The following is a 24068-nucleotide window of genomic DNA, read 5'->3' on the forward strand; positions in this document are numbered from 1 at the left end:
AAAGCCGGTCCTACAAATATCTAAAGCCAGCCCTAAACTTTGATATATCCATTCTCTTTCAGATAATCGACCACTTGCAATGCACAGGCTTCAATAGACTGCTCAGCGGTCTTAACATGCACTTCAGGGTTAATTGGCTGTTCATAGGCCGAATCAATACCGGTAAAGTTTTTAATCTCACCGGCGCGAGCCTTCTTATACAGACCTTTAGGATCGCGCTGCTCACACACTTCGATGGGAGTGTCGATATAGACTTCGATAAACTGACTATTGCTATGCTGACTATTACTATACTGACTGTCATTAAGCTGAGCTCGCACGCTAGCTCTGTCTTCTACAAAGGGAGAGATAAAGGCGGTAGAGACCAGCAAACCGGCATCGACAAACAGCTTAGAGACTTCGCCTATCCGGCGAATATTCTCAACCCGATCGGTATCTGAAAAACCAAGATCGCCATTTAGACCATGACGAACATTGTCACCGTCAAGCACATAAGTTTTACATCCTAAGTCGTGCAGCATTTTATCTACGGCATTAGCGACAGTCGACTTTCCCGAACCGCTCAAGCCGGTAAACCAGAGTACTGCCGGGGCGTGACCGTTGGCAGCCTCACGCTGGGCATGAGACACACTAGCAAGATGCCAGACTACATCGGAAGATTTATCTCCCGCCACATCTACAACTCTATATTTTTCTTGTGTCATTTCCTGTCCATTTTAATTATTCCCGGCTAAAGCCGGTCCTACACAATCAAACAATTCGCAGCCTTCGTTGTAGGAGCGTGCTTCAGCCGCGAAGCTTTTGACCCTGTCTGTATCATCATTCCCAGCTAAAGCCAGTCCTACACAATCAAACTATTCGCAGCCTTCGTTGTAGGAGCGCGCTTCAGCCGCGAAGCTTTTGGCCGTGTTTGTATCATCATTCCCGGCTGAAGCCGGTCCTACACAATCAAACTATTCGCAACCTTCGTTGTAGGAGCGTGCTTCAGGCGCGAAGCTTTTGGCCCTGTCTGTATCATCCTACCCGGCTAAAGCCGGTCCTGCACAATCAAACTATTCGCAGCCTTCGTTGTAGGAACGTGCTTCAGCCGCGAAGCTTTTGACCCTGTCTGTATCATCATTCCCGGCTAAAGCCGGTCCTACACAATCAAACTATTCGCAACCTTCGTTGTAGGAGCGCGCTTCAGCCGCGAAGCTTTTGACCCTGTCTGTATCATCATTCCCGGCTAAAGCCGGTCCTACACAATCAAACTATTCGCAACCTTCGTTGTAGGAGCGCGCTTCAGCCGCGAAGCTTTTGGCCCTGTCTGTATCATCATTCCCGGCTAAAGCCGGTCCTACACAATCAAACAACCCGCAACCTTCGTTGTCGGAGCGCGCTTTAGCCGCGAAGCTTTGGCCGTGTTTGTATCATCATTCCTGGCTTTAGCCAGTCCTACAAACATCCTAAAACGGAAAAAATATCGGCACTGTCGTTAATACGATAACGGCATACACCAGACTGACGGGTAGGCCTATTTTGATAAAATCCATCAACCGATACTGGCCAGCATTGTAGACCATCAAGTTTGTCTGGTATCCGTAGGGGCTGATAAAACTACCGCTGGCGGCAAAAGCTACTGTCATAACGAAAGGTAAGATATCAACCCCAAAACCTAATGCAATACTGTAAGCGATGGGAAACATTAGCGCAGCAGCGGCGTTGTTAGTCACTAATTCAGTCAACAACCAGGTCATCAGGTAAACCAAAATCAAGGCCAGATAGAGGTGTTCCCTATCCGTGACCCCATTCACCCAATGGGCTAACAGCTCAACGACGCCGGTATTAACTAAGGCATGAGATAGCAGGATTGCCGAAGAGACAATAAGCCAGATATCGACAGGAAAGCGACGAACGACCTCGTTCACATTGAGGCATTGACTGAAGATCAGCACGCCCAAGAGCAACATTAACCCCTGCAGCATCTCAATGACTCCGGTCGCCGCCAAGGCAATAGTTAACACGAAACCACCGATGGAGAGCCAGGCTTTATGGCCATTAATACGGGTTTCGGGCTCGACGCCGCTGATGACAATGAAGTTTTTACTGATGTTTCTACGAGACTTAAAATCCTCACCCACGGCTAACATCAAGAAGTCACCGGCCTTAATGACCACTTCACCTAACTTGCCCGATACCTCTTCACCATCACGCCTAATCGCAACCACGGCTGCATCGAACAGCGCCCTGAAACCAGCGCCCTTTAACGTTTTACCTATCAGTACACTCTCTTGTTTAACAACGACTTCGGTCAGGTTCGAATCTAATAGTCCATTTTTCTCGGCGAACATCTCGAGTCCTGAGAACTGACTCAGTTGCATTACCTTAGTTATATCTCCGCTGAAGATAAGCCTGTCATCGCATTGTAGAACTTCTGTAGGCGTCACAGGGCTGATTAAACGCCCACTTCGTACCACTTCAACCAAAAATAAAGACTCGAGATGCCTTAAGCCATTATCTTCCACCGAACGGCCGATTAATTCGGATCCAACGACCACTTTCGCATCGATGAAATAGCCTTTCGAGCAGGTCTCTTTATGCTCAATTTCAGGGAGCCAACGAGAGGCCACTCTTAACACTAAGCCACAAGCCAATACCAATATCGCACCGACAGCAGTGAACGAGAAAAAACTCAGCGACTGCCCCTGCGCATCGATATAGAGACTGTTCACAATCAAGTTGGTGGAGGTACCGATTAGAGTTAGTGTTCCACCCAAGATCGCGGCATAGGAGAGAGGCAGTAATAACTTACTGGCAAAGTGATGGGGATTATTGCGAATGGGCGAAAGCAAGGTCGCCACCACGGCGGTATTATTCAGCAGAGCCGAGCTCAAGGCTGTAATGCCGAACAAGCGTAACCAGGTGGAGTTGTAACTATTCACTATCACTTTAGAGGCGATGACACGCAGGAGCCGTGTCTTTTCCAGCGCAAAAGAACACAAGATAAGGAGTACCAAGGTGACGAGTCCTGGATTGGACATACTCGAAAGTAACTGCTCTCTCGAGACCAGATTCAACCCGACCAAGGCTAACAGCGCCACACCAAACACAACGGCCGGTCGACTCTGAAACCGGATAAGTCCCACAATCGTCGCGAGAAATATTCCGATAGTTAAATAAGCATCTAGAGACATAGTTTCCTAATCTTTTCAATGTAGGACCGGCTTTAGCCGGGAACATAGATTCAGTCAAAAGATTCGGGGCTAAAGCCCCTCCTACAATAAACAGCTCTAACCCTTCGAGATATCCTTCGCTCCCCAATGTGGGAAGTGCTTGCGAACTAATGCGTTCATCTCTAACTCAAACTCTGAAAATTCATGTGTTTTCGCTTTTTGGCCTTCGATAGAGTTACGGATCATTCCCGCTCCGACGGTGACATTTGTGAGTCTATCGATAACGATAAACGCGCCCGTCGAACGGTTAACATCATACGCATCGAACTGTACGGGTTCGGTCACGGCAAAATGACAGTTACCAATCTCATTGAGTTCAAGTTGCTGCGCCGGTTGTTTCTCCAGCGTATTTACATCGACTTTATGATTAATGGCATCGGCGTAACCATAAACAGATTTACTACCAACCTTAATGGCGTACTCGCGGTCGACACATAACGGCTCTTCTGTCATCCAAACCACATCAGCCTCAAAATTACTTACCGAATTGGGCTTATCGTGGGGGCGAACCAACATATCACCGCGACTGACATCTATCTCATCTTCGAGTGTCAATGTCACCGCTTCACCGCTACCAGCCTTCTCCAGCTCACCATCGAAGGTTACTATGGATTTTATGCGGCTCTCTTTACCCGAAGGCAGCGCGACTATAGTGTCACCGACACGGATCTCGCCCGAGCCAATATTGCCACAGAAGCCTCGAAAATCGAGGTTTGGTCGATTAACATATTGAACCTGAAAGCGAAAAGATTCACTGCTATCTTGCTTCACAGAAACGGTATTTAATAATTTAAGTAGTGTAGAACCCGGATACCAGGTCATATGTTTACTCTCATTCACCACGTTATCGCCCTTCAGTGCCGAAATAGGCACAAAGCGAACATCGGTAAATGACAGGTCTTTTGCAAACTCGCGATACTCTTTCTTTATCTTCTGATAAGTCGACTGATCATAATCGACAGCATCCATCTTATTGATGGCGATGATCACGTGCTTAATGCCAAGCTGCGAGCAGATAAAACTATGACGACGAGTCTGAACCTGAACACCGTGCCTAGCATCGATTAAGATAATGGCCAGATCACAGGTCGACGCACCGGTTGCCATATTGCGGGTGTACTGCTCATGGCCGGGCGTATCGGCAATAATAAATTTTCGTTGCTCGGTGGCGAAATAACGGTAGGCCACATCTATGGTGATCCCCTGCTCCCGCTCAGACTGAAGACCATCGACCAAGAGCGCCAGGTCAAATGCCTCATCAGTGGTATTGAAACGCTTCGAGTCTTTCTCTATGGCCGCCATCTGATCTTCGAAGATCATCTTACTATCGAATAACAAACGACCAATCAGAGTAGACTTACCGTCATCGACGCTACCACAGGTCAAAATGCGCAGCATATCTTTGTTTTCATGGACTTTCAGATACGCTTCGATGTCAGAAGCAATCAAATTAGAACTGGTGGTCATTTTTATTCCTTATCTTCGAGCTTCGAGCTTCGAGCTTCGAGCTTCGAGCTTCGAAAAAAGCTTGCTCACGATTAAATCAATATTCAATATTTTCAAAAAAGCGCTAAATCTATGTAGAGGTTGGCTTCTCTCTGTAGGAGCGCGCTTTAGCCGCGAGCTTTTGGCCGTGTTTGTATCATCGTTCCCGGCTAAAGCCGGTCCTACATAATCAAACAATTCGCCATCCTTCTACGTAGGAGCGTGCTTCAGCCGCGAAGCTTTTAACAACCTACTGTGCCATTCCCGGCTAAAGCTGGTCCTACCAACTAACGCTAAAAATACCCTTCCATCTTTTTCTTTTCCATCGAGCCGGCCGAGTCGTTATCGATGACACGTCCCTGACGCTCAGATGTGGTACAGAGCAGCATCTCTTGAATAATTTCCGGCAAGGTTTGCGCTTGTGACTCAACCGCACCGGTTAAGGGGTAACAACCTAAGGTTCTGAAACGCACCATCTTGGTTTGCACATCTTCACCAGGTTCAATCGGCATACGCTCGTCATCGACCATAATCAGGGTGCCATCACGTTCGACGACCGGGCGCTCGGATGCCAGATAAAGAGAGGGGATCTCAATACCTTCTAAATAGATGTACTGCCAGATATCAAGTTCGGTCCAGTTAGAGAGCGGGAAAACTCGAATGCTTTCACCTTTATCCACCTTACCGTTATAAATACTCCACAGTTCAGGGCGTTGGTTCTTAGGATCCCAGCGATGTTTACTATCTCGGAAAGAGTAAACACGCTCCTTGGCACGAGACTTCTCTTCATCGCGGCGCGCACCGCCGAAAGCGGCATCGAAACCATGCATATCCAGCGCTTGCTTAAGCCCTTCAGTCTTCATGATGTCCGTGTGCTTTGCGCTGCCATGGGTAAATGGGCCAACTCCCATCTCCATGCCACGGGGATTTTTATGTACGATTAAATCGAAGCCGTATTTCTCAGCCATCTTGTCACGAAACTCAATCATCTCCTTGAATTTCCAGTTAGTATCGACGTGCATCAAAGGGAACGGGATTTTTCCCGGATAGAATGCCTTACGAGCCAGATGCAGCAATACAGAGGAGTCTTTACCTACTGAATAGAGCATCACAGGATTATCAAACTCAGCGGCAACTTCACGCATAATTTGAATCGACTCAGCTTCCAGCTGCTTAAGGTGGGTTAGATGTTTTGACATATCGATTTCCGTGTAAACGATTGTAAAAATAACTTTTGCAAGCTCATACTTTACTGCTCCCAATTAGTGTCACTTGAGTTGTCACTTAAGTAGTATCACTTGAGCACTGTAACTTGAGCCAAAGCATCAGATAGAACCAACTGTTTATTAACCTGATACTTCACAGCCATTAACATACCATGCTCTAACTAAAGAGAAGCAAACCAAATACAATCAAGACTAAAATATCGTCAGGATGACGCTCTGAAATAATCATACCCACGGCAGAAATGATTTTAAAGTTATAAAAGCAATAACACTTATACCAAAATGAAATATAAAGTTCTTAATTGTATGTTCAAGCCCTATATCTTTGATTCCTTATGCGTGCTTTAGCCGTTGTAGGAGCGCGCTTCAGCCGCGAATCTTTGGCCGTGTTTGTAGCATCATTCCCGGCTGAAGCCGGTCCTACACAATCAAACAATTCGTAGCCTTCGTTGTAGGAGCGTGCTTCAGCCGCGAGCTTTTGCCATGTTTGTATCATCACCCCGGCTAAAGCCGGTCCTACACAATCAAACCATTCATAACCTTCGTTGTAGGAGCGTGCTTTAGCCGCGAAGCTTTTGCCGTGTTTGTATCATCATTCCCGGCTGAAGCCGGTCCTACACAATCAAACAATCCGCCAACCTTAAATGTAGGAGCGTGCTTTAGCCGCGAAGCTTTTGCCGTGTTTGTACCCTCATTCCCGGCTAAAACCGGTCCTACACAATCAAACCATTCGCAACCTTCGTTGTTGGAGCGTGCTTTAGCCGCGAAGCTTTTTGCCGTGTTTGTATCATCATTCCCGGCTAAAGCCGGTCCTACACAATCAAACCATTCACAATCTTCGTTGTAGGAGCGTGCTTCAGCCGCGAGCTTTTGCCGTGTTTATAGCATCATTCCCGGCTAAATCCGGTCCTACATAATCAAACAATCCGCCAACCTTAAATGTAGGAGTGCTCTTCAGCCGCGAAGCTTTTGCCGTGTTTGTATCATCATTCCCGGCTGAAGCCGGTCCTACACAATCAAACAATTCGCAGCTTTCGTTGTAGGAGCGTGCTTTAGCCGCGAAGCTTTTGCCGTGTTTGTATCATCATTCCCGGCTAAAGCCGGTCCTACACAATAGACAAATACCGCTTGCTCTCCCTTTGAAAGGCTATATATTCAAATAGGATAGAGACAAACATACAGGGAGTGTATTTTGCCAAGAACTCAAACCATAGCTTGCAAACAGGCTGTAGAGATAATTCATCACGGTGCGGTGAATGGTGTCACAGGCTCCTGCCATCAACTCGTAATCAATGAAAAAAGCAGCCTGCTTATCGACTGTGGTCTGTTTCAGGGGGCAGAAACAGCCGGAGTCTCGAATGCTGAACAGTTAGAAATAGCATTCGATATAGGCACTGTCACAGCATTACTGGTCACACACTGCCATATCGACCATGTTGGACGTATCCCCTACCTTTTGGCAGCCGGATTTGACCAACCTATTTTTGCGACTACCGCGACAGCAGCGCTGCTGCCTATGGTCATCGAAGATGCTATCCGCGTCGGTGTCACTAAAGATAAGAGGCTTATCAAGCTGTATCTGAAGAAGTTGAAAGAATTACTCGTTCCTGTCGAATATAACCACTGGTTTCCACTCGAAGTAAACCTAACCAAATCCGCTCAAAGCACTAATAAAGTCACCAGCAAGATTAATAGCGAGGTAGATAGCGCAGTCGATAACAAGCCCTGCACATCTTGCTTTAGTAAGGCCAAAGCAAAATTTAAACCTGCGGGCCATATTCTGGGCTCAGCCTACATAGAGATAGAGCTAAGTGCTCCCAAGGCAGATAAAACCAGCAGCAAAGATCTGAATAAACATAGAGTCGTTTTTTCAGGGGATCTGGGGGCTACCTATACACCTCTGCTTGCCAGCCCCAAGAGCCCCTACCGGGCGGATACCCTAATCATCGAGTCCACTTATGGCGACAGAAACCATCAGGGACGTAAGACACGAACGCAAAGCCTGAGAAGAGTGATAGAGAAAGCAGTGTCAGACAATGGGGTGGTACTCATTCCCGCCTTTAGCATAGGGCGAACTCAGGAGCTGTTATATGAACTCGAACAGATCATTTTTCAGCAGGGCCAGCTATCCAATCCACAAGAAAGTAGCAAGAGATGGCAATCTCAAATGTGGGAAAGCATAGAAATCATTGTCGACTCACCACTAGCGGCAAACTTTACAAAAAAGTATCTTGAGTTCAAACAGCTATGGGACAGTGAGGCCAGGCAAAGACTAAAACATCACAGGCATCCACTCGACTTCGACCAACTCTATACTGTCGACAGTCACGATGAACACATGTCCACGGTAGAATACCTATCTAAAAGAGATAAACCCGCCATAGTCATCGCCGCAAGCGGCATGTGCAGTGGGGGGAGGATAATGAACTACCTGCAACAGTTTATCGACGAGCCGACCGCAGACATTCTATTTGTGGGATATCAGGCACAGGGAACGCCGGGACGCGATATTCAGACCTATGGTCCAAGGGGAGGTTATGTCGTTCTTGATGGCAACAAGCGCGATATTAAAGCCGGCGTGCACACCATCAGCGGCTATTCGGCTCATGCAGATCAATCGAACCTCATCAACTTCGTCAAACGTATGCACCATAAACCTAAGCATATACGCATAGTCCATGGCGATGATGAGGCTAAGGAGGCATTAGCGGTAGAGTATAGAAAGTTGTTGCCCGAGGCTGAGATAGTGATAGGACTACACAGAGAAAGATAAATACGCCCTTAGTTGTAGGAGCGTGCTTTAGCCGCGAAGCTTTTAGCTATAAATTGAATCAGCCGCGAGCTTCTACCTGTATTTGTTTCATCCTTCCCGGCTAAAGCCGGTCCTACACAATCAAAAAACGCAAAAGCCTGTATAGGCATCTGCTTATCATCTTTCTCGACTAAAGAGATCTTACATTAAGACCAATCCTACACAATGCAATAATTCACTGCACTAATTCACTGTACTAATTCACTGTGCTATCGCGTAGGAGCGTGCTTCAGCCGCGAATCTTATAAAACTCAAAAATACTATCGTGAGAAACAAGTTGAAAGCCGGAAGCTAAAGTGATGAGTACCAAAAAAGATCACTCTGCATAAGCAAGGTCTCCTTCATCTTGATCACTCACCGCCATTTCAAACATGGCATGTGTCCCCTCTTCGTGCTTGAGGCTATCTTGAGAAACCCTATTCATTTTTTCATGATTAATTCTAACCAGGCAGTTTCTAATTCGTTGATCTTTTTTTTCATTGGCCTTTTCCCATCCAAATACTAGCTTATCTGCAGCCCAAATTGCTTTTGACTCTGAGGTGCACCTAGCTAATGCATTATCTGCAGATACTGCAACCGTCAATAAAAACGGGGCAGTCTTAAATACCAAACCTAAAGTCTTAATAAAATACCGACGAAAATGATTTTTCTTATAGCCCTGAGTATGTACCTGCATTTGTAAATCCTTTTAACATTAGATGTTTATACGGTTTATTGGCAAAGAACTGTACTCGCTTTTAAGTATTTACTCTATTAATAATAGTCACACGGAGGAGGTTGTTTATAGAATTTGAGATCGGCGTCAAAAAACTGTCACCAGCACAACTTCTGCCATATACATAACTCAGAAAAGGCTAATATTTACACAACAATATGATTAACGCTAGAACTACAATAATTTATAAAAAATCATACATTACAGAAACTTGCTAAATTGTAGGAACGCGCTTCAGCCGCGAAACTTTCAAGACCCCAAAAAGCTTTCCTTGGCTAAATCCGCGCCTACATAAGAGACTAATCCCCAGCCCTCAGTAGGAGCGCGCTTTAGCCGCGAAGCTTTTATCCGATATATCGAATCAGCCATGAAATGTTCACAACATCATTCCCGGCTAAAGCCGGTCCTACATAAGAAAAAAAGCCCGCCCTAAATAAATAGGGCGGGCTTCGATGTTTTTCTTTCACTTCAAACTGACAACTTTGATCTTTCGCTAAGCGAAGCGTTCATGTAGCCAAAGGCCTTTCCGTAGCGCAGAGTTCTGTAGTCGCTTGCGACGTTCGTCTTAGCTTTAAGCTTCACTCACGGCTTTAGCAATATTCTCAGCCTGTTCCTGAGTCATATTAATATCGGTAGACTCTACCATAACCCTTATCAAAGGCTCTGTTCCTGACTTTCGCAGTAATACACGGCCATTTTCAGCGAGTATCTTCTCAGCATCTATAACCGCCTGCTTAACCGCTTCTGACGCAATAATTTCATCAGCATTGTTCTGAGTAAGACGAACATTAATCAATACTTGTGGAAGTTTAGTCATACCAGCTACAACATTGGCTAATTTCGAATTGGCTTGCAAAACAGCTTGCAATACTAATAACGAAGCAACAATGCCATCGCCAGTCGATGCATAGTTAAGATCTAAGATATGACCCGAACCTTCACCACCAATTTTCCAACCAGTCGCTTTAAGCTGCTCAACAACATAGCGGTCGCCCACTTTGGCGCGCACAAAAGGGATATCAAGCTCTTTTAAAGCGATTTCCAACCCTAAGTTAGACATTAAAGTCCCAACAACCCCACCATCAAGTGAACTGTTTCTTTTACCAGCTTGGGCCAAAATATATAGAATCTGGTCACCATCAACCACATGACCATTATGGTCAACAAACATCACCCGGTCAGCATCACCATCCAGGGCAATACCTAAATCAGCCTCGTGCACCATAACCGCTGTTTGTAAACTGTCTAAGCTTGTAGCACCGCATTGTGCATTAATGTTGAGTCCATTAGGCTTATCATTAATGCTAATAACTTCAGCGCCTAGCTCCCTGTAGACATTTGGCGCGATATGATAGGCAGCCCCGTTAGCACTATCAACAACAATCTTAAGCCCAGCGAGTGTTAAATCATTAGCGAATACGCCTTTGCAGAATTCAATGTAGCGACCGGCTGCATCGTTAATTCGCCTAACTTTACCCAAATCTGCTGAATCTACGCATTCCATTGCATTGTGGTTAATGGCTTTGTCTAACAAAGCTTCGATTTCTAATTCTTGAGCGTCATTTAGCTTAGTACCCGAATTAGAGAAAAACTTAATGCCATTATCGCAAAAAGGGTTATGTGATGCACTAATCACCACGCCGGCATCAGCACGAAAAGTTGTTGCTAGATAGGCCACCGCAGGAGTAGGCATTGGCCCCACTAACGCAACATTAATCCCAGCCGCAGATAAACCTGCCTCCATTGCAGACTCAAGCATATAACCACTAATCCGTGTATCCTTGCCGATTAACACCTCTTTAGTGCCTGACGATGCCAGCACAGTGCCTGCCGCCCAACCCAATTTCATTGCAAAATCGGGTGTAATAGGAAACTCACCCACTTTCCCGCGAACACCATCGGTACCAAAATATTGACGAGACATATCATCCTTAACAAATGATTGAGAATTAAAAATAAAAAGAAATAAAAAGCCAAATCAAAAATGATTTGGCTTTATAAAAAAACATTACTTAAAGTTAACTAAGCTCCAAAAGTGCCATGACCTGCTTCTTAAAATCAGCGCCAAACATCTTATCTTTAAGGCCATATTCAACAAACGCACTCATGTAGCCAAGCTTGTCGCCGCAATCGTGCGACTTGCCTGTCATGTGAAATGCTTCTACGGTATCGGATTCGATCAACATATCGATAGCATCGGTAAGTTGAATTTCATCGCCTGCACCAGCAGGGGTCTTTGCTAATAAGTCCCAAATTTTCTCGGATAAGACATAACGGCCAACAACGGCAAGATTTGACGGTGCCTCACCAACAGCAGGTTTCTCAACCATATTAGTGATCACTGTTGATTCGCCAGCACACAAACCAACACCATCACAATCGGCAATTCCATACTTATTGACATCTTCACTCGCAACAGGTGCAACCATAATCTGACTAGCCAAAGTAGACTGAAAACGACCAATCATGGCAGCTAAATTTTCACTGGTTTGGTTAGCTGTGTATTCATCTAAAATCACATCAGGTAATACAACAGCAAATGGGTTATTACCGATGCAAGGTTTAGCACACAACACCGCGTGCCCAAGTCCTTTAGCTTCCCCCTGACGTACCTGCATAATGGTCACATCTTTAGGACAAATTGATTGAACTTCATCTAGCAATTGGCGCTTTACACGCTTCTCTAACGTAGATTCCAATTCATAGGAGGTATCAAAGTGATTTTCAATGGCATTTTTACTTGCATGGGTTACTAACACTATCTCTTTAATACCAGCGCTTACACACTCTTTGACAATGTATTGGATGAGTGGCTTGTCAACTAATGGTAACATCTCTTTGGGAATGGCTTTGGTAGCGGGTAACATGCGCGTACCAAGGCCAGCAACAGGAATTACTACTTTCATTTTAATCCTTAAATGAAAAAAGCTTAACTAGGTTAAGCTCTTAAATAATTTGCTACAAAACTACTAAAACAGAAGTGGTTACTTACATGTCATTTCCGAATAGATCTCTAGTGTAAACCTTATCGGCTACATCTGCGATCTCTTCAACCATACGGTTCGATACTATAACATCGGACATCTGCTTAAATTCAGCCAAGTCTTTGACTACACGAGAATGGAAGAACTCAACTTCATCGAGTACTGGCTCATAAACAACCACTTCGATGCCTTTGGCTTTGATTCGCTTCATAATACCTTGAATCGAAGATGCTCTGAAGTTATCTGAACCACTCTTCATTATTAAGCGATATATGCCGACTATAGTAGGATTTCTCTTAATAATTGCACTGGCAACAAAGTCTTTTCGAGTGGTGTTCGCATCAACGATGGCACCAATCAAGCTATTAGGTACATCCGCATAGTTTGCACGTAACTGCTTAGTATCTTTAGGTAGGCAATAGCCGCCATAACCAAATGATGGGTTATTATAATGACTACCGATGCGAGGGTCTAAACCGACCCCTTCAATGATCTGTCGAGCATTTAAACCATGCGTTTCGGCATACGTATCAAGCTCATTGAAATAGGCAACGCGCATCGCCAGATAGGTATTTGAAAATAGTTTGACCGCTTCGGCTTCGGTCGAATCAGTAAAAAGCAGTGGAATATCATTTTTAAGTGCCGCTTCTGATAACAGATTAGCAAAAACTCTAGCACGCTCGGAGCGCTCACCGATAATGATACGAGACGGATGCAGGTTATCGTATAAGGCTGTGCCTTCACGTAAAAACTCAGGAGAAAAGATAACATTGTCACACTCGAACTTTTCACGAACCGATTCAGTAAACCCAACCGGTACTGTTGACTTAATCACGATAACAGCATCAGGGTTTATCGCCAATACATCTTGAATAACTGATTCAACAGAAGACGTATTAAAGTAATTGGTTTGAGGATCATAGTCAGTTGGCGTAGCAACTATGACATAATCAGCATCAGTGTAAGCGAGTTGCTTATCACAGGTAGCCGTCAACTTTAATGATTTGGTTGCTAAATAATGTTCAATTTCATTATCAGCAATCGGCGATCGTTGATCGTTAATTAGAGCCACTTTTTCTGCAATAATATCTACAGCGATAACTTCATTTTTTTGTGCCAGTAATACAGCATTCGAGAGACCAACATAGCCAGTCCCCGCTATAGCGATTTTCATATGTAACCCAAAATATTAGTATGACGAAATTGATCTAAAACTTTCAACTAAGAAGTTAAATGTAATCAGAGAGAAGCTTTCTATAAAAATTTATATTCAGAAGAATACATACACATTTTTGCTTTTATTATGAAACGTGAAACTTTTCTTATCGCATTAGCAATATACTCAGCTTACGCTTGAGTCACCTCATAGTTATTTGATTCAACCATTACACGGTTCGAAGGCTCGGTACCTGATTTACGCAGCAATACACGGCCATTGTCAGCAAGCACTGCTTCAGCACCTTTTACGGCTAGAATGACAGATTCTGATGCCATGATCTCATCGGCATTGTCACTGGTTAAACGTACATTAATCAGTACTTGCAGAAATGTTTCCATGCCAAAGGCAAATTCAGCCAGTGACTTACCGCTTTGCAATATTGCTTGTAGCACCAATAATGAAGCCACGATACCATCCCCCGTACTCGCATGGTCAAGATGTAAAATATGACCTGAACCTTCACCACCAATCCTCCAACCAGTGGCTTTTAGTTGCTCAACTACATAACGATCACCTACTTTAGCGCGAACAAATGGCACATCCATCGTTTAAGGGCTTGTTCTAGCCCAAGGTTCGCAATCAAGGTACCAACAACGCCACCTTGTGGCTTACCATTGTCTTTAGCTTCACGGCCAAAATATAGAGAATTTGGTCGCCATCTACCACATGGTCTTTGTGATCAACAAACATCAAGCGATCCGCGTCACCATCAAGCGCAATACCCAAATCGGCTTCATGCACCATCACTGCAGTTTGCAAGCGATCAATATGAGTCGCGCAGCATAGGGTATTGGTATTGGTATTGGTATTGGTATTGGTATTGGTATTGGTATTGGTATTGATATTGATACCATCAGGCTTATCATTAATACTGATACTTCAGCGCCGAGTTCACTATACACGTTTGGGGCAATATGGAACGCAGTACCATTTGCGCTATCGATAACTATTTTTAAGCCTGTAAGTGAAAGTTCGTTCGGAAATACACCTTTACAGAATTCGATATAACGACCAGGCGCATCATCGATACGACGTACTTTACCCAACTTATCGGAAGGCACACATTGCATTGTCATTGATGGTTTTATCAAGCAAGGCCTCAATTTCAAGCTCTTGTGCATCGTTAAGCTTGGTTCCGGTATTTGAGAAAAATTTGATACCGTTATCATAATAAGGGTTATGCGAAGCACTGTTCACTACGCCAGCATCGGCGCGGAACGTCGACGCTAAATAAGCGACAGCAGGCGTTGGCATAGGACTAACTAATGCCACGTTTATACACGCCGCAGAGAAACCAGCCTCGATTTCAGATTCAGGCATATAACCACTAATGCGGGTATTTTTACCAAATCAAAACTTCTTTGGTGCCAGCTGATGATAAAACCGTCCCAGCCGCCCAACCTAACTTCATTGCAAAATCAGGATTAGTAGGAAACTCATCCACTTTACCTCGTACCCCATCGGTACCAAAATACTTACGAGACATCAAACTCCAAACGATTGAGGAATAAAACAATCAAACTAAAATCAGAAAAACAACAACACAACCTACTCTGCCACTTAAAATTATTTACAACCAAGGCAAGTGATAGCAAGAATAACTGAATAAAAAGTGATTAAATAGCACATAATTAGCGTTATACCACCATCTTCACAGTAGGAGAGTATCCTTCTAAAATACAACATCCAATATTGAGGACTTTTACTGTTCACTACTCTATACCTTTCGAACAAATAAGCCTAAACTCCAACTTTTTATTCATTACTCCCGCATTAGTTATCGCTAATAAAAACTTTATTGGCTTAGCTTGGCTCAAGTTTTTAATCTATAAATCGTTCTTACAGATAAAGAGCGCTGATGATAGTATCTCTTAGATGGTTTAAAAGCTTCGTCTTTTAGGTGATCTATACCCGCATACTTGAATTTTGTAGAAGGGATAAATTGTGATGACATTACCTGTGGGCTAATTAATTAGCCCACAATCAATTGACTAAGTCTCGATATACTAATGATTTTTCACTTCAACTCAGCCATAATCCCCTCTGAACAGTTCGTATTAAATATCAGATCAATTCATCGAAATAAGAGTTCGTTGGATCATATCAACAAAGCCTACCTTGCATGTAGATGGTGATAAATTAGGACAATAAAAACACTTGTAAATACTAATGCACACACCCCTGAACTTTTAATTTTTGGTAATGTTTAATATCTCTACTTGAGAAAACTTTAGCAGGGTTTCCTCCTATAATTGCGTACTTTGGTACGTCAGAAACGACGACTGAACCCGCTTGAACAATAGCCCCTTCACCTATACGGCATCCAGATAGAACAGATACATTCATTCCAAACCAAACATTTTCTTCGATCTCAATATTTTTTAGCCTGTAAGTATCATCATAAGGTATCGATTTACCCTCATAGTTATGAACCTGAGTAATAATGTAACATCCTTTACCGCTATGAAAGTTATCTCCAATTATAACCTTCCCCCCACCATAAATACGCATTCCGTTGAAGTTAACATTTCTTCCCAAGTGAGTATTTTTGCTAAGGACTGTCCACGAATTGGCTTTGGGTTTTTCAAGAAACGAGCCTATTCTCAACAATGCAAAATGTGAAAATACGGCTTGCTTAAATTTAATATACAACTTCCGAAACATAAAGCCTCCTTGCAAAAAAAGAAGTAACAACCAAAAATATCAACCAGTTAGCAGAAAAAGCAAAAATTACCGCATTCGCTCCTCCTAAGTATGCACATAACACAGTATTTGCTAAGGCAAACAAACCAACAGCGACTGTAATTTTAGTTAACATCATCGGCTTTTTCTTAAATAAAATAACCGAAGAAAATAGTTGGTAAGAAGCCTGAATTAAGCATCCTAACGCCAACCATCGCGCAAACTTAATTGACGAAAAATATTCGTCAGGTAATATGATTGAGACAAAAGTATTAAGCGATAGTTGATAAATTAAGAATATCATAAGACAAAACAAGAAGTACCTCAAAGAAAACCTCACAACTAATTGCCACCTTGATTTACTGGCATTTAATTGACGATACAGATGAGGTACGATTGCTTGATTCAAAGACGTATAAACTAAAGATAATAACGATGCCAACACAGCAGCTATAGAATAAACAGCATATTCATTTCCTGCTAAAAAGAACCAAAGTACATAACGATCCCCCATGGTCATCAATGACGCAAAAAATGCATGTAAAGCCGCCCAAAAACTAAACTGATATGTACGTTTAGAATTTTTCCAAACAGAAAGGTTTAACTGCACTCCTATTTTTTTTAGCAAAAGATAATAAGAAACTAATGAGCAAATGACAACAGGGATAGCTAAAGCGTAAAAGTAGTCATTTGAAGTAAAGGAAACATCAAGAGCATATAAAAAACCAATTGAGCCAAGTGCCAAAGTCGGAGGAGCTAATTGAGATAACAAGAAAAGAGTCACCTGTCCATCAATCCGAACTACATTGGCGTATAACAATTGTAATGATTTAAACGCACCAGCAAAAATCGCTGCAGTAATTAAAATCACAGGCATACCATAATGCTGTAGAACAAAAATAACTAACAACAAAATAGGTAAAATATATAACGACATTTCCAGCTGCGTATATATTACAGAGATATTTTGACTTAATTCTTTACTCTGAGAAGAATTACTTGTACGAATAATTGATAGTTTTGTAACAGAGCCGAATATAAATATAGCGCCAAGGACATTAAAAATTGAATATGCAAAGATAAATTTAGCAAGCTCTTCCGGAACAAGAAGATGGCTAGCAATTGATACAAATGCAAAATTAAGCAAAGCGATTAAAATAGAAGCCGTTCCAAAAACAATTACATTCGCTATCATCTATTTACCTTGCACTACCTTAAATTTAAATGAAAAAACAATTAACAGATACCAAACTGTAACACTAAACAGCGTCGAAAATGAAAAAAAACTATAAACATTGCTCAGTATCGCCACACAGAATAAAGCTGTAAGAGTATAGTAAAATGCCGATAAAGATTTATAGTTATTCCCTTCTGCTCTAGAAGCTTCTATTCCGTTAAACAAGATGGATTCAACAAAGAAAAAAACAATCATAAATAACATCCATATTATCGCACTGCTATATCCAAAGGCGAAGTAAAGTTGTGCAAAACCTAAACCGGCTGTACCACCTGAATAATCATTATTATAGAATGCCAGATAAGCTTCTTTTGACATATTCACATATTCTTGACCAAATATCTGTGCCAAACCGGGTATATTAATCAAATCTATCGTAGAGTATATTCCTGTATTAGAAATTTGATTTTGTACATATATAAAGGCATGTTGGTATACCATTCTATCCAAAACCGAATCAACACTCTCCAAAATTGTTTTATCGCCATGACCAAACATTTGAAATGTGAAGACTAAAATCGCCAGAATAAATATAATACCAACTCCTAAAACATTTTTACGTGAAAGCATTTTAGAAAACAAATAACCAGATAAGATATAATAAACTATACCGGCTCGACTAACACGTACTGTGGCATAAAATAAAAATATAGAAAGCACAACCATAAAGATTATATGACGACAGCCATGCAATAATTTTTGCTTTGCAATTACAACATACAGAAAAAGATATAGAACAAACGGCAATAAGAATGTATCAAACTTACTGACAATCAAGCCATACTCACCAGAAGCCAACTTAAACTTCAATGAAATAACATCTTGCCAATTACCAGTTAGAATTGCTACGTTTGGAAGATTACCTACACCAACCTTACGAATTAAAATAATTGTGTAAATTACTACAAAAAGTAATATTACTAAATTGAACGTAATCCCACCTTGTCTCTCAACCACCTTAATTCGGCAGTTTTTTGCAAGCTTATCGCCAAATAAGACGCTAAGCGGTAACAAGATAGAAAATAAAATATAGATAGAATATATCTCTAAATCGAAGCCATGATAAAATTTAGTGTCTAAGAAAAGTGTCCCATAATAGGACTTCGGAGCCGTGATACTAAAAAAAACAAGCCCAAACAATAAAACAATATTACACAGCCTATATAGTTGAAAACTATTATTTCTCATCCTAATATAAATACATAACCCATAAGAAAAAGAAACAATGATGAAATAAATTAGGTTATACATTCATGGTTATCTCTGAGAGCTTAGTAATGTAAATTAACTGTTTGTCATCTTCTAGCTCTTTCATTAATGCGCTTCCCTCTATGGGTAAAACATATGGTTTATGGCCACAAGAAATAGCATCAACCAATCCACTACTATATATACCAGCAATAAACTTTGCCTTTTGTATATATCCAAATATCGAGCCGACTCTTGCAATAATGATATTTTTGTTATTTGAAAAGGCACTAGTGTATGCTAAAAACTCCTCATTTGATCTTGGATGGCATTTAATACATATGGTTATGGTTGGGTTAGCTGGTAGTTCCGCCTGCAACCACTCAATAATTTCTCTGGTCAAGTTGTACTGACTTATTATGAGTAAATCGAATTTATAATTTACATCTGCTCCATATTTTTTAAATGTTTCATAATACGGGTTGCCAACTACTTTAATTTGAGACTCCCAACCCAATAGTGATAATAACGTCCTATAATACTCGCTAAAAACAAAGAATTGAGTCGGCTGATATTGATTTTTAAATACGACCAACTCATGCTTATCATAAGTATATCCAGGATGAGAGCGATAAATATGAGAATGCTGCATCTCGGCGGTATTGATGCCTAAGATCTTGGCCTCTTGCAACATACTAAGACATGTTGGTGAGTAAGATGACTTCACAACTAAACCCTTTGGCCTAATTATTTTAAATAACCATGCCGCCGCAAGTTTTTTTGCGTAAAACGTACTAATCCTTCTTTCAATAATTGTTCGACTAATTCTTTTTTCACTAAACTCACCGCCATTATTTTTAATTCTATCTAATACTGTCGTTGATAGCCCCCTTAGTTTACGACGTTTGTTTAAAGAAAAACTTAGTCCAATAAAGCCAATAAACTCTAGAATATATATTAAAATTCCAGGAACAACCAAATCAGCAGAATATGATTTAACATCATTGAAATTAACTCCTAACTTAGGAATTTCAAAAAGTAGATGTTCAGAACGATTATGCACTCCATCAAGATATCTATCATATAGTTGATCTATTTTTCCCGTCGTAAACTCCACACGGCTACCGGGGTCTGAAATTATCAACACCTTGTGGCAACGAAGATTCTTCAGTAAATATATCGAAGAAATAAAGAGCTTCAATAAATATATAAATTTAATCTTCTCTCTATTTTTTATTTTTGACTGCACACTTGACTTGGTGGGAATAACATCACGCAACGCAAACCAGACGTTAACACCGAAAAAGTCCAGTTCGCATAATTTTTCTTGAAGTGCAATTCTGCCACAATTCTTCATAATATCTGTACGCCACTAAAAAAATAAAACATAATTAACATTCCAGCCATCCAGAGCTTTTCAGAACCTTTTGTGATTTATCAGTTGTAGAGGCATTTCCCATGTGGATGCTACCTACTCTATATAAGAGCCACAAATAATCTATTTCCAATATTAGCCAAATTATCAGCGACCAACACAAAAAACATTCAACGGAACTGTGAGGTTGTTTTGCAAATGAATCTGGGGATCACTCCCACGAAACTTACTTCTGTTGGAGTCCATGGAAATCAATGCTCAAAACCACCAAAAAGTTTAAAAACGTTTTCAATCACATGGGACTAACGGGCAGTATTGGAGGCTAGCAGAACTGTTTCAGGTCAACTATTGATAATTATCCTATGCTATAGATAACCTCTAACCACATTGAAATATATATTTTTCAATTGACATTCACAAATATATACTAATTAGTGTTGATGCTCTCAATATAATATCCATGTACATTTAACACGCTGGTTTTTGTAGAAAATTGAACAGTGGCAACCGATACTCTCTATTAATAAACATACATTTGATGATTATCAGAAAATATTTTCATAATGCAGATATTTAACCATTAAAGTGACCAACTCCTTTAAAGTATATCATAAATTTAAACATAGATTTCTAAATTATAAGAGCCCCATAAACATTGTCACTTAGTAAAGATGTCTAATGGTATTTTTAATACTATTTTTTTTACACTATCGCATTTATTTTTTATCCCGGTAGTATGCCAAACACCAACATTAAAAAGGATACAGTTATTACTTTCAATACTAAATGAATTAATTTGAGAAGAATATATTAATTCATAGTCATCTTTTTTATTATATTCTGACAACAACTCCCCCTGTACATCATCTAATTGGGAGAACATCTCCTCACCTTCTAATATAATATGAAGATCGATAAGCTTCCTATGATTTTCATAAGTTAATACATCATCAAGTTGATAAGGTTTTAATGAATAATTAAGTTTCACACCAAACACATTAGAATCAGGAATATCAAACCGCCCGTCCTTAAGATGGACATAACTCCCCACGGCATATTCTATAGCACTTTTCAATTCATCAGGGCAGCTGGTTAAAAATTCAGTCAAAGATTTCGGTTGGTTTAGCATATAACCTTCCCAAGTTTAAAACTCTGATTTGCAGTATAGCCAATAAGTTCAGTTAAATTAGAATATGTACCTTCTTCGGTATGCATTTTTAATGCAATATTTTCATGAGTGTAAACTTCACCCTCTGCAATATCTCTTATCGCTACTACTTTTTTCTGCCGATGCCTATAACTTATTTCATTATCACTCATTGTAAAAGATGTTGTTTCGTCTTCTTCAATAACAGAAATATAGCGATTTAAGCTCTCTATGTAGTTTTTAAACTGAACACCTGTATATGCTGACTGAGCATCTGTTCTATTAGGTTTTAAGGTTACATGTTTCTCAAAAACACGAGCTCCTAGCTGATAAGCGTAATGTGATGAAAATTGAGCATCTAAATGGTTCGGATCACTATGATCTGCATAACCTAAAAAAGCTTCTGGAAAATATTTAGCCAAATATTTAATTCGACTTATTTTTACTTCCTCCAATTGGCTTGGGAATGCCTGGAAACCACAAAGCAACAATAATTTTTGGTGTCGAAGTTTTTGTTCTAAATTTTTAAGCTCTTCGATTGTTCTTCCACCAATACCTAGCCCAATGACTTTACCCTGAACCTTACGATTGACCTCATCGAGCAAAAGTTCATCATTAAAAGACACAGAGTGAATTTCAATATATTCGACTGAATCTCGATGACATAAAGCGACAGCCTTCTGATCTAGGGGCATGACAAAAAGCTTTAAGCCTAGTAACTCAGCATAATCAAAAGCTGTATTCCATTGTTCAACAGAAAAGCACCAAGACTTAACTAGCGAATATGCCTCACTTAACTGACTAACAAACTCATCATAATTAATAAGCACTTGAAACTTAATATGTGTTGCACCTGCAGCAGCGGTCAAATCGACAAGATTCATTAAGTAATCAAAATCACCTTCATGATTAAACGCTGTCTCACCAATAATTGTTATAGTATGTTGATTTGTTTCACACATGTCGAACGCTCTACTCGTTGTTTTTGGTTATTTAAAAATTCATCAAAACGCATTGACTCATCATAAGGTAACTTGATGTGAGTATCTGCTGGAATTTCCTTAAAGATATCTTTATTGTCTTTAAATAATCGGCAAATGTTTTTTAACTTCAACGCACTTGCACTATCCCCTAGATGACAAAGAATGCGCTTAACTAATTCAAAGTCATCTGGTGTATCGACGGTAATTCCATATTGGCTCAAATCTATACTTGATTTTAAAATCCCACAGCGAAAGCGTTCAGGGTTAAATATATATAGCATCAAATATTCACTGACACTTACATCCATTTCCTCATAGAGTTGCTTCAAAGCGGTCACTTTAATGACTTCAGCGGTAGCACCGATAGGAACACCAGATAAACGACAGTAATCTAGCTGATTGTCAATACATAATTCAATTTGTTCATCCAAATATTCTCCTGCAACAAAGATATTATCACCAGTAATACGAACCACGTAATCCGCATTTTCTATCTCTGCCACACTAACTAAACGCTCTATCACAGCATCACTTGCCCCACGATAAAGGGAAATATCATTTCGATACGCTGTATCAACTAAAATATCATCACATGGCTCTTCAGATGTGCATAAGTAGATTTTATCTATCAAGGTCGATAACTTTGCTTTAGAAATAATAACATCCAACATGGATTTATCATGCGCTGGATTAACAGCACGCAATACTTTCAAAGGCAATCGATTTGATGTGGTTCTCGCAACGATACAAGAGACAACTTTCATATATATTCCTATAAGAACTCTACAGCTTCTTTATTTGCTAACAGATAATCATCAGGGTTTCCAATATCTATCCAATAATCATTTAGCTGATACTTTTGGGCCATAATGCCTTTCTTTGCAATATCTAAGAATAAATTAGGCATATCATAAAAGGTGTTATCTGGTATCTCTGCTAATAATTCAGGATTTAGGACATAAATACCCGCATTGATACTGTAGCTATGAGTTGGCTTTTCAACAATGTCAGTAATTATATCATTGTTGTCACTCTGTATGACACCAAATGGAATGGTACAATCATAGTTACGAACACACATTGTCGCATGGCAAACACTATTAATATGCGATCGAAGTAAATCAGGATAGTCAATCATTGAAATGACATCCGCATTAGTTACAAAAAAAGGCAAGTCTAGCTTTTCACGCATTAAACTTAATGCTCCAGCTGTTCCCATCCGTGTATTTTCATTGACATACTCAATGTTCACACCAAATTCTCGACCATTTTTCAGAAAGTCTTCAATGACTTCTTTTTTATAATTTGTCGAAATGATAAAGTCTCGAAATCCATAATTCCTAAAACGCTCAATGATGTGCGAAATAATTGGTTTTCCTGCAATGTGAAGCATCGGTTTCGGCGTAACTTTAGTCAGCTCACCTAATCGACTACCCAACCCTCCAGCCATTATAACGACTTTATTTTTATGATTTGCGAACACATTGGCATCTAACGAAACAACCTCAGCTAAACAACCGTTACTATCAACAAGAAGCATCTGCTTAAGGTGCTTTTCATTTAGTTGTTGAATTACATATTCATAACTTTCAGTAACTAGGCAAGTAGCTGGTGTCATGTTAATTAAATGGGTAACACTCAATGTATTATCAAGAAGGCAACGACGGACATCCCCATCAGTTACTAACCCAATCAATTTATGTTTATCGTCAACTATGGCTACATAGCCTTGACCACCTTGATTTAAGGCTTCAATAATTTCTCGATAATCTGAAGTATTTGTTCGCTGTAAAGTAATCATCA

General features: G+C 40.8%; 17 protein-coding genes and 1 pseudogene. 1 reads left to right on the forward strand and 17 read right to left on the reverse strand.

Translation table 11 applies throughout. The features are described 5' to 3' along the window. Window positions 1–32 precede the first annotated feature (32 nt). From cysC to cysD, 4 genes are all read right to left on the reverse strand, one after another. Window positions 33–704 (reverse strand): adenylyl-sulfate kinase, encoded by a 672-nt coding sequence (gene cysC / locus EKG39_RS09060; protein ID WP_126505410.1) that lies wholly within the window; start codon window positions 702–704, stop codon window positions 33–35. Between the two features lie 741 nt (window positions 705–1445). Beyond that, window positions 1446–3173 carry an SLC13 family permease gene (locus tag EKG39_RS09065; protein WP_126505411.1) on the reverse strand — a complete coding sequence of 576 codons (1728 nt, stop codon included), beginning with the start codon at window positions 3171–3173 and terminating at the stop codon, window positions 1446–1448. Between the two features lie 96 nt (window positions 3174–3269). Then, window positions 3270–4679 (reverse strand): sulfate adenylyltransferase subunit CysN, encoded by a 1410-nt coding sequence (gene cysN, locus EKG39_RS09070; protein ID WP_126505412.1) that lies wholly within the window; start codon window positions 4677–4679, stop codon window positions 3270–3272. 311 nt (window positions 4680–4990) lie between these two features. Then, window positions 4991–5896: a sulfate adenylyltransferase subunit CysD gene (cysD, locus tag EKG39_RS09075; RefSeq protein WP_126505413.1), complete on the reverse strand. Its 906-nt coding sequence runs from the start codon at window positions 5894–5896 to the stop codon at window positions 4991–4993. Window positions 5897–7115: 1219 nt separating this feature from the next. Between cysD and EKG39_RS09080 the strand changes: the two genes are divergently transcribed. Beyond that, on the forward strand, window positions 7116–8696 hold the full coding sequence (locus EKG39_RS09080; RefSeq protein WP_246028464.1) for an MBL fold metallo-hydrolase RNA specificity domain-containing protein: 1581 nt from the start codon (window positions 7116–7118) through the stop codon (window positions 8694–8696). 355 nt (window positions 8697–9051) lie between these two features. Here EKG39_RS09080 and EKG39_RS09085 read toward each other — a convergent pair whose 3' ends face one another. The 13 genes and pseudogenes from EKG39_RS09085 to EKG39_RS09145 form a co-directional block, all read right to left on the reverse strand. Then, window positions 9052–9411, reverse strand: coding sequence for a hypothetical protein (locus tag EKG39_RS09085; protein ID WP_126505414.1), 360 nt, complete (start codon window positions 9409–9411; stop codon window positions 9052–9054). A 610-nt stretch (window positions 9412–10021) separates the two neighbouring features. Then, complete coding sequence (gene glmM, locus EKG39_RS09090; protein ID WP_126505415.1) at window positions 10022–11374, reverse strand: phosphoglucosamine mutase; 1353 nt, start codon at window positions 11372–11374, stop codon at window positions 10022–10024. A gap of 94 nt (window positions 11375–11468) precedes the next feature. Beyond that, window positions 11469–12356, reverse strand: coding sequence for a UTP--glucose-1-phosphate uridylyltransferase GalU (galU, locus tag EKG39_RS09095; protein ID WP_126505416.1), 888 nt, complete (start codon window positions 12354–12356; stop codon window positions 11469–11471). Between the two features lie 82 nt (window positions 12357–12438). After that, window positions 12439–13608 (reverse strand): nucleotide sugar dehydrogenase, encoded by a 1170-nt coding sequence (locus tag EKG39_RS09100; protein ID WP_126505417.1) that lies wholly within the window; start codon window positions 13606–13608, stop codon window positions 12439–12441. A 173-nt stretch (window positions 13609–13781) separates the two neighbouring features. After that, a pseudogene (gene glmM, locus EKG39_RS09105) lies at window positions 13782–15139 on the reverse strand (phosphoglucosamine mutase). Between the two features lie 680 nt (window positions 15140–15819). Next, window positions 15820–16317 carry an acyltransferase gene (locus EKG39_RS09110; RefSeq protein ID WP_126505418.1) on the reverse strand — a complete coding sequence of 166 codons (498 nt, stop codon included), beginning with the start codon at window positions 16315–16317 and terminating at the stop codon, window positions 15820–15822. Then, window positions 16295–17530, reverse strand: a complete 1236-nt coding sequence (locus tag EKG39_RS09115) for a lipopolysaccharide biosynthesis protein (RefSeq protein WP_126505419.1) — start codon at window positions 17528–17530, stop codon at window positions 16295–16297. Before EKG39_RS09115 ends, EKG39_RS09110 begins: the two co-directional genes overlap by 23 nt. Further along, window positions 17531–18823 carry a hypothetical protein gene (locus EKG39_RS09120; RefSeq protein ID WP_126505420.1) on the reverse strand — a complete coding sequence of 431 codons (1293 nt, stop codon included), beginning with the start codon at window positions 18821–18823 and terminating at the stop codon, window positions 17531–17533. Continuing rightward, on the reverse strand, window positions 18816–20117 hold the full coding sequence (locus EKG39_RS09125; RefSeq protein ID WP_126505421.1) for a hypothetical protein: 1302 nt from the start codon (window positions 20115–20117) through the stop codon (window positions 18816–18818). Before EKG39_RS09125 ends, EKG39_RS09120 begins: the two co-directional genes overlap by 8 nt. 676 nt (window positions 20118–20793) lie before the next feature. Beyond that, window positions 20794–21264: a YhcH/YjgK/YiaL family protein gene (locus EKG39_RS09130; protein ID WP_126505422.1), complete on the reverse strand. Its 471-nt coding sequence runs from the start codon at window positions 21262–21264 to the stop codon at window positions 20794–20796. After that, window positions 21258–22244 (reverse strand): N-acetylneuraminate synthase family protein, encoded by a 987-nt coding sequence (locus EKG39_RS09135; RefSeq protein ID WP_126505423.1) that lies wholly within the window; start codon window positions 22242–22244, stop codon window positions 21258–21260. The genes EKG39_RS09130 and EKG39_RS09135 overlap by 7 nt, the downstream gene beginning before the upstream one ends. Next, complete coding sequence (locus EKG39_RS09140; protein ID WP_126505424.1) at window positions 22217–23029, reverse strand: cytidylyltransferase domain-containing protein; 813 nt, start codon at window positions 23027–23029, stop codon at window positions 22217–22219. Before EKG39_RS09140 ends, EKG39_RS09135 begins: the two co-directional genes overlap by 28 nt. Window positions 23030–23037: 8 nt before the next feature. Next, entirely contained in the window at window positions 23038–24066 is a 1029-nt protein-coding gene (locus EKG39_RS09145; RefSeq protein ID WP_126505425.1) for a nucleotidyltransferase family protein, read from the reverse strand. Window positions 24067–24068: the final 2 nt, after the last annotated feature.

The sequence above is a fragment of the Shewanella atlantica genome (assembly GCF_003966265.1).
Taxonomy (GTDB): domain Bacteria; phylum Pseudomonadota; class Gammaproteobacteria; order Enterobacterales; family Shewanellaceae; genus Shewanella; species Shewanella atlantica.